Genomic DNA, 7,308 nt, shown 5'->3' with positions numbered 1-7,308 from the left:
AAATCAACCAGCCACGGTAGGGTCTTGCTTGCTATTCATTTCAAACACCTCTGGTTTAAGAAGTGCATCATCAAAGAAGCGTCTCGCCCTTCAAGATTCAATTCCGGAATTGACAGATGCCAGCGTCTGCAATGGGAATTTACTCTGCTGACGAAGTTCTCAACCACCTTGCCGCTCCCCAAACCGATCGATTTCTTTGAGCTTGAAGGCAAAGTATATCTTGTGGTGAAGTATGTAAGCGGAGCAACTCTTCAGGACACCATCGATCAATTGTATGGCGATTACACATTCAAATTGCTGACAAGCATCAACAAGCAAAAACTAATAGACTATCTTCTCCAGGCAATAGAAATTATAAAGCTGTTTCACGGGCTGGGTTATGTGCATAGAGATATATCCGCTTCCAATTTCATTGTAGCAAGAAACGGAGCTTTAACCCTGCTCGACCTGGAATTAGCCACGCAGGTTTCACGAAAAAACAATGAGCCCTTCTTTCCCGGGTGTACAAAGGGATATTCCTCTCCTCAGCAAATCCGGAATGAAAGCCCGACTATATATGACGATATATACTCCATCGGATGTTTGATTATTAATTCCCTGACTCACATGCATCCAAGAACACTTGATCTGCATAACCTTAAAAAGGTTGTTAAGATTCTTGCTTCACATATAGTATATCCGGATATGCTGGATTTGATTATCCACTGCATTGATCCCAACCCCGCTAAACGGCCGGCCTTGAAAACGATTAGCGATAGACTGCTGCAATATAAGGCCAGTTCCCATGAGGGCTGAGATGGAATTTTCCATAAAAGACTTTTACATGTAAAGCAGGAGAAAGCCGAAAACCTGAAACAGAGTAGGCGTGTTGATTAAACCAAAATGTTAAGTTTTATGAAAGCTATCAGAATCTTCCTGAGCATCGCGGCGCTTGTCCTTGGATTTGCCGGTGCTGTTGTTTCAAAAACCGTTACGGACATCACTAACCATGGTGTCAAGCAAAACGGATCAACTGTATTCTCCACAGTTGAACAAAACGTTTGCGATAATGAACGGCCGGATGGATCGCAGTGTACGTTGATCGCCTCCGGCAGTAATGCCGCCTACCAGGTTTCCTCTCCGAGCCAACCCTTGATGAGACCATAACCTAAACCTGAAGCGGGGGCTGGCATCCGGCCAGCCCCTTTTTTGTCATGAATGCTATACGAAAGAATCCCGCACGTAAACCAGTATGGAAGATGCTTCTCCTCACCGCTGGGAGCATCGCTATAGTCATGTGTTTACAGTTTGCAAGTCTCTGGAATCGGGGGTATACAGGCGGTGGCTTTGTTAGAAACTTTGTACCCTATCCCTTGCTTTCCTTAAAATCAATGGATTTGAAATACAATTCATTCTATATAGCGGGTCGCGCCAATCAGAAAATATACCTCGGCAATTATACCGCGCCACTAACGATGCTCGCGGTGACGTTAGATTTGCGTGACTCTACCCTGACAAGAATCAACCTGGACTCATCGGAGAATTTATCCTTGGGCAGAATACGCATCACGGTAAACGCTGATGCATATTATGTACTCAACGGATTTGTCCCATTCATTTATAGGGGCGATTCAGTACCATCACCGCCAAAGAAAATATCAGCTATACCGGTATACTTTAAAGATGCTTTGCCGGCAGAAAAAGATATATTCATTCTGAGATCAGAAAGCGCAAAAACGCACCGGGATATTATTATACGTCAATCCGGTGCTTCCGGAAATATAAAGATTGACACCGCCTTTCTGGAAAGGCAACTGGATGGCGTCTTTTGCACGGATGGCATGCTCAACTATTCAGAATCCCTGGGTTCGGTTATCTATGTATATTACTATCGAAATCAATACATCGAGTCGGATGGCTTGCTGGATGCTGTATCACGCTATCGCCTGATTGATACCACGACAAAGGCCAAGATTAAAGTTTCAGAAATAAGATCTGAGCGAACGAAAACGTTGGGGGCTCCCCCGGTAACCGTAAACCGGAGGAGTAGTGTGAGCAACGACTGGCTCTATATTCAGTCAGGCCTCCTGGCGGATAACCAGCCACGGGATGATTTTAAATATTATGAGGTCATGGACGTTTATTATTTACCAACCCATCAATATCGCTTCAGCTTCTATCTTCCCCTGGAGCGAGGTCAACACATCACATCGTTTGCTATATTTGGCAGGACATTGGTGGTTCTCTACGGCCAATATCTCTTTGTCTACGAAGTTTCGCCCCGAGCTTTGGCGGTCGAATGACAGCGCCATCAATTTGCGTGCACCGCACCTTCCTTGGGAGTGAAGTGGTCAGTCTCATAAAGCACCAGGATCTCCACTTCCCGGGGCTGCAAGGTGAACGCAAGACCGTATTTGTTTAAAGCCTTGTTAAGATCAGCGTGATTCATGATGTTAGCCTCAAACTTCACTTTGCCGATTTTGCGTTTAATGTCTGTTTCATCCACTATAGGATAAGGGGAATGATGGTAGTCTGTTGTCGCCAGTAGATTCTCCAGCACTTCAGTAATCGTAAGGTTATTTAATTCCATGCGTGTGCTCAGCATGATGGAGGTAGGCTCACCGCTTCCATTTCCGAGCAGAGTAGTATCGCCCGCTGATAAGACAAGGCACATCCGGGTAGCCCTGGACCAATAGCAATCCACTCCAAAGTATCGTTTGAGGTCAGCCATCATCGCTGCACGCATAGTCTCCTGAGGTTGAGGTTTCCTGGAATAAAGATGATAGGTAAAATAGTTTTCGGCCTGGGTTTCTCCTTTCACCTGGGCTATATATTTCGTGGTATCTTTTACTTGCAATTCAACCCGGCTTTCCGGAAAGAGGTTTAAGGCGCCGAACCAATTGGTCTTTCCTTTAAACAGAAATCGAAACATGGTTACCAGCGTGGTATTGGACATGGTTGCTGAACAACTATCAATTAACATCGTACCGTAAATTCCCGGGTAGTATTCCGATATTACTGATTGCCAAAGCAAGTGATCACCGGTTCCGCCATTGGCGCCTATATATAGGGGCTTGGAAAAATCTACTTTATACCTTACGCCATCTTTTTGGATCATGGTTACTTCCCCGTCGCCGGCAAGAGCCCTGACGTTTCTTTCATTCAATTGGTCTGAAGAGGTTACAGCCATAAGCCTTCCGGCGGGGTCGATCCAAATCAAGTGTGGGACAGAGTTACGCGGGAACAAATTATTCAAATCCGAATCGCGGCAGACTATTGGCAGGGTCATGGCTACATGCACAATTTTGCTTTGATCAGCTACTATTCTTTTAACCGTCATCTCATCCTGCGATTCGTTCACCAGGATAATCTGAATGTCTTTCGAAAAATCATGCTGGAGCTTCAAAAGCTTGGGCCAGTCCCGAATGCTTGAAGAACATCCCTCGTTCCAGAAGTATAGAACTACTGTTTTCCCATGGAAGGCAGATAGTTGTTCGGAGTGTTTAGGATAATTGATCAGATTGTTCAGGGTGATCTCCGGCAGCGTCTCGCCAATCACAAACCTTGTTCTCTTAATAGCTTGACTATATCCTGGAGGAATTACCAGAAGTGCTATATATACTATAAGAAATATTTTTTTCATAGATATAAAAGAGGTTAAGGGCAGCTCATGAAGGGATGAGCTGCCATGTATAAGAAAGAAAATCGAAGGTGTTAGTAGCCCGGATTCTGAGGCAACAGGTTGGTGTTATTTTGGATTTCCTGCAATGGAACAGGGTATAATTCATCTGTATCCTGCCAGGCTGACAGAGGTTTACTTCCCAGTATCTCCCCTACTCGCCCCGTTCGTTTCAGGTCAAGCCAGCGGTGGCCCCATTCGGCAAAAAATTCCATACGGCGTTCATGTTCGATCGCCAGCAACAAGTCATCCTTTCCTATCTGTGGGTATATATCCTTGAATAGCGGCAACCCGGCCCGATTTCTTATCGCATCTATATCCTGCATGGCCTCCGGCAATTTACCTTGCTGAGCCCTGGCTTCCGATCTGATCAGGTATTGCTCGGCCACCCGAAGCACCATGGAATATTCCGTTAACGTAGACGCTGATTTGATTTTATACTTGAACGGGTAGTTAAATACTATTCCCTCCGTTTCTATTTGGCCCACCCAGTGAGATGCTCTTAAATCGCCATCTTCAAAATGGTTCATTAAGTCATCCGACAATGAAATTTCCGTTGGCGCAGATGTGAGTATATAGATAGATCCTTCCTTAGTACTCTTGGAGCCCGGGGGTGGTATCAGTTGCCAGATCGCTTCTGCACTACTCTTCAGGAATACATCGTCTAAGCTCTCTTCCAGCGTAAGGTCAGATTCAATCAACGTGGTTGACTCTTCTTCCGCCTTAGCATAATCTATAGTATAGAGATATACCCTGGCGAGCAGCGCCGATGCTGCTAACCGGTTCGGTCTTGTCTTTTGTCCACCTGAGACAGCATAGTCGTCCTGCAGCAGCAATTTGGAATCTTCCAGATCCGCTATGATCAGGTGGTATACATCTTGACTTGTCATCCGCGAGGCTTCGCGGTTGATACGATAATCCGTAGTGGTCACCAGCGGAATTTTACCGAAGAGATTAACAAGATAAAAGTTACAGAATGCCCGCACGAATTTAGCCTCACCTGTTAACTGTTGCTTTACGGAAGGGGTTAGCGTGGTGGATTTTGAGAGTCCCTCCAGAATGGCGTTGGCATCATATATATACCTATATCCCTCCTGCCAGATATAGCTATTTAAATAGCTATTGTTTTCATTGAGTTCGTTGGCAGCAAATTCAGCCGAGGCGTTCTGGGAATAGTTGATAAAATCATCACCTGATTTTCCGGACAACAAGGTTACACTTGACAGTCCACCGCTGGCAAAGCCAGACGAAGACATCATCTCGCTATATATACCGATCATGGCCGAGGTCGCGGCAGCGTCATCCTCGAAAACAGTGGTGCTGCTCACCTGTGTGGACGGTGAGCCAACATCGAGAAAATCAGAACAGGATGATACGAGGAGAATCATCGTTGACAGTGTTAAAAGTTTCTGGGTTGATCTATAGATTTCTTTCATAAAAAGTTCATTTATATAGATACTTGAAAACCGAATGTGATTGTCCTGAGAGGCGGAAGCACAGATTGACTTTGTGTTTCCGGGCTTAACCCTTTATACTTTGTAAGCATCAGCAGGTTTTGTCCTTGCGTATATACCCGGGCACTTTTCAGGCGAAGGCGGTTGAGGAGTTGCTGAGGGAAATCCCAGGCGAGGTAAACATTTTGCAGCCGGACGAACGAGGCATCCGTAATAGAATTGTCCCCGGCATAAGTACTGGTCGAATACAGACCGGCCGCGGGCGATCCGTAGAAGCTGGTGAATTTCTGATGAGCCGATACGTCACCTGGCTTTTGCCACCGGTTCATAACATCCGTTAACTGGTTGCCCTGCCTGCCGGGAGCAACAAAGGCTGAGCTGTTGATGTAGGAGAAGCCGGTCTGCTTGACGAATTGAATAAAGAAGCTAAGCTGGAACCCCTTGAATGAGATCGTATTTTGTACTCCTCCATAATACTTCTGAGAGATTTCCTTTAGCGCTTGTAGGTCGGTTGGATAATCCGTGCCGCTGCCGTTATTATTTCTGTCCTCGAATGTAATAAGGCCCGTCTGGGGATCAACGCCGGTATAATGATACATTTTCTTAACGTAAAGAGATTTTCCAACCTCGTAGGTATTCGCATAGGTAGAAGCTGCCAGGTTCGGATAGTCAATCAGTTTGTTCTGCGGCAAAGTAATATTGGCCGTGGTTGTCCAGGAGAAATCCTGTTTGTTAACATTTACGGATTGCCATTCCAGTTCAAGTCCTTCGTTTTGAACCGTAGCCGGGAAATTAGACTGAATGGAAGTAAAGCCGGTTATGCCCGGTAAGGAAAGGCCCACCAGTTGATTGGACGAACGGTTCCTGAACCAACTTACCGAGAGCTGAATCTTGTTTTTAAGAAATCCTACCTCCAGGCCGGCTTCGAACTTTTTATTCGACTCCCAGGAATATGCCGCATTGGCTAATCGCGAGGGAACAAGGCCAACCATGTCCTGATAGGTTTGAGAGGTTGCCCTATAGGAATCAAGGTATTGATAGTCGCCAATCTGATCACTTCCGGTTATACCATAGCTGGTTCTGAGTTTGCCAAAACTCAAAATAGCGTTGTCGATCAACCAGTTTTCATTTGAAAAAATCCAGGCTGCTCCGACGGCACCAAAACTGGCAAACCGATTATCGGGACCAAATCGGCTCGACCCATCCCTGCGGGCGGTAAGGTTTAACAGGTACTTTCTATCCCAATTGAAATTTATTCTGCCAAACAATGCCGTATACCTATAGTCAATATCCCTTGTATTGCTAACCCGCAACCGCGATGCGGACATAAGATTCTTTAATGTTGCATTGTTGGTAAAGCCGGAGGCTTCGATATCTTTTCCCTCCCTGTTGTTTGCCAGAAAGGTGGTCCCTCCCAGTATATTCAACACGCCTTTGCTCACCGCGACCTGATATTCTATCTGAGGCTCGATGTTCCAGGTCCGAATACTATTGTCGCTGAATACCGATGTGCCGGTGGTTATACCATCTCCGGGGTCATAGGAGTCGGTCGGAAAGGAAGAAAATTCATTTATCTGCGTGTCGCTATAGCCCAGACTGGTCTTCAAAGTCAGACCTTTCATTAGGGTATATTTCAAGGCGAGTGAAGAGATCAGATTGCTGGTCCTTCCTTCGTATGGTCTCTTCAGAAATGCATACGGATTTTGCCACGTTGAATTTTCCCAATTGAGGTTTCCATATTCGTCAAATGAATTTGGCGTGTTGGGCGGCAATGTTATATACCGGGTCAGATCATTTCGCAAAAGGTTGCTGTTGTCGTATACATATGAGGTTGAAAAGGCGAGCCCAAACCGACCCGAGGAAGGATTGTGATTGATGTTAACATGGCCCGAAATTTTTTGATCATTGTAATCCCCCGGAAAAACGGTTGACTGTTTTAAGTATCCAGTACCTATCAAAAATTGCGTGTCCTTCGTTCCACCCGATACGGATGCTTTGGCATTGGTAATATGAGCCGTTCCACCAATCAGTTCCTTTTGCCAATTGGTATACCGCGTAGAATCCCATACAGTCAGATCTGAGTCAAAGAAGCCTGGCTCCATGCCATCATTCCTGAGTCCTTCCCTGCGCATTTGCAGGTATTGAGGGGTCGACAGCAGGTTCAGGAAATGGCTCACCTTGCTAAAGCCGGAATAT

6 protein-coding genes are annotated in these 7,308 nt (G+C 45.7%); 3 read left to right on the top strand and 3 right to left on the bottom strand.

Annotation, left to right across the window (positions count from 1 at the left end; all coding sequences use genetic code 11):
* From VIN08_RS19185 to VIN08_RS19175, 3 genes are all read left to right on the top strand, one after another.
* Window positions 1–795: protein kinase domain-containing protein (locus VIN08_RS19185; protein WP_331968333.1), on the top strand; the 795-nt coding region annotated here is incomplete at its 5' end.
* Between the two features lie 99 nt (window positions 796–894).
* Complete coding sequence (locus tag VIN08_RS19180; protein WP_331968330.1) at window positions 895–1,146, top strand: hypothetical protein; 252 nt, start codon at window positions 895–897, stop codon at window positions 1,144–1,146.
* 47 nt (window positions 1,147–1,193) lie between these two features.
* Window positions 1,194–2,282 carry a hypothetical protein gene (locus tag VIN08_RS19175; protein ID WP_331968327.1) on the top strand — a complete coding sequence of 363 codons (1,089 nt, stop codon included), beginning with the start codon at window positions 1,194–1,196 and terminating at the stop codon, window positions 2,280–2,282.
* 8 nt (window positions 2,283–2,290) lie between these two features.
* Here the strand turns inward: VIN08_RS19175 and VIN08_RS19170 are convergent, their stop codons facing one another.
* The 3 genes from VIN08_RS19170 to VIN08_RS19160 all read right to left on the bottom strand — a co-directional run.
* Entirely contained in the window at window positions 2,291–3,622 is a 1,332-nt protein-coding gene (locus VIN08_RS19170; RefSeq protein ID WP_331968325.1) for a TlpA family protein disulfide reductase, read from the bottom strand.
* A 71-nt stretch (window positions 3,623–3,693) separates the two neighbouring features.
* The gene (locus VIN08_RS19165; RefSeq protein ID WP_331968322.1) at window positions 3,694–5,046 is read right to left on the bottom strand and encodes a RagB/SusD family nutrient uptake outer membrane protein; all 1,353 of its coding nucleotides are present in this window, start codon (window positions 5,044–5,046) and stop codon (window positions 3,694–3,696) included.
* 59 nt (window positions 5,047–5,105) lie between these two features.
* Window positions 5,106–7,308: SusC/RagA family TonB-linked outer membrane protein (locus VIN08_RS19160; RefSeq protein ID WP_331968319.1), on the bottom strand; the 2,203-nt coding region annotated here is incomplete at its 5' end.

It is taken from the genome of Ohtaekwangia sp. (genome assembly GCF_036568665.1).
GTDB lineage: Bacteria > Bacteroidota > Bacteroidia > Cytophagales > Cyclobacteriaceae > Ohtaekwangia.
This window is presented reverse-complemented; position numbering and strand designations above follow the sequence as displayed.

Coding starts and splice junctions, on each gene's coding strand:
- VIN08_RS19180 (WP_331968330.1), top strand. CDS start 895: ATGAAAGCTATCAGAATCTTCCTGAGCATCGCGGCGCTTGTCCTTGGA.
- VIN08_RS19175 (WP_331968327.1), top strand. CDS start 1,194: ATGAATGCTATACGAAAGAATCCCGCACGTAAACCAGTATGGAAGATG.
- VIN08_RS19170 (WP_331968325.1), bottom strand. CDS start 3,622: ATGAAAAAAATATTTCTTATAGTATATATAGCACTTCTGGTAATTCCT.
- VIN08_RS19165 (WP_331968322.1), bottom strand. CDS start 5,046: ATGATTCTCCTCGTATCATCCTGTTCTGATTTTCTCGATGTTGGCTCA.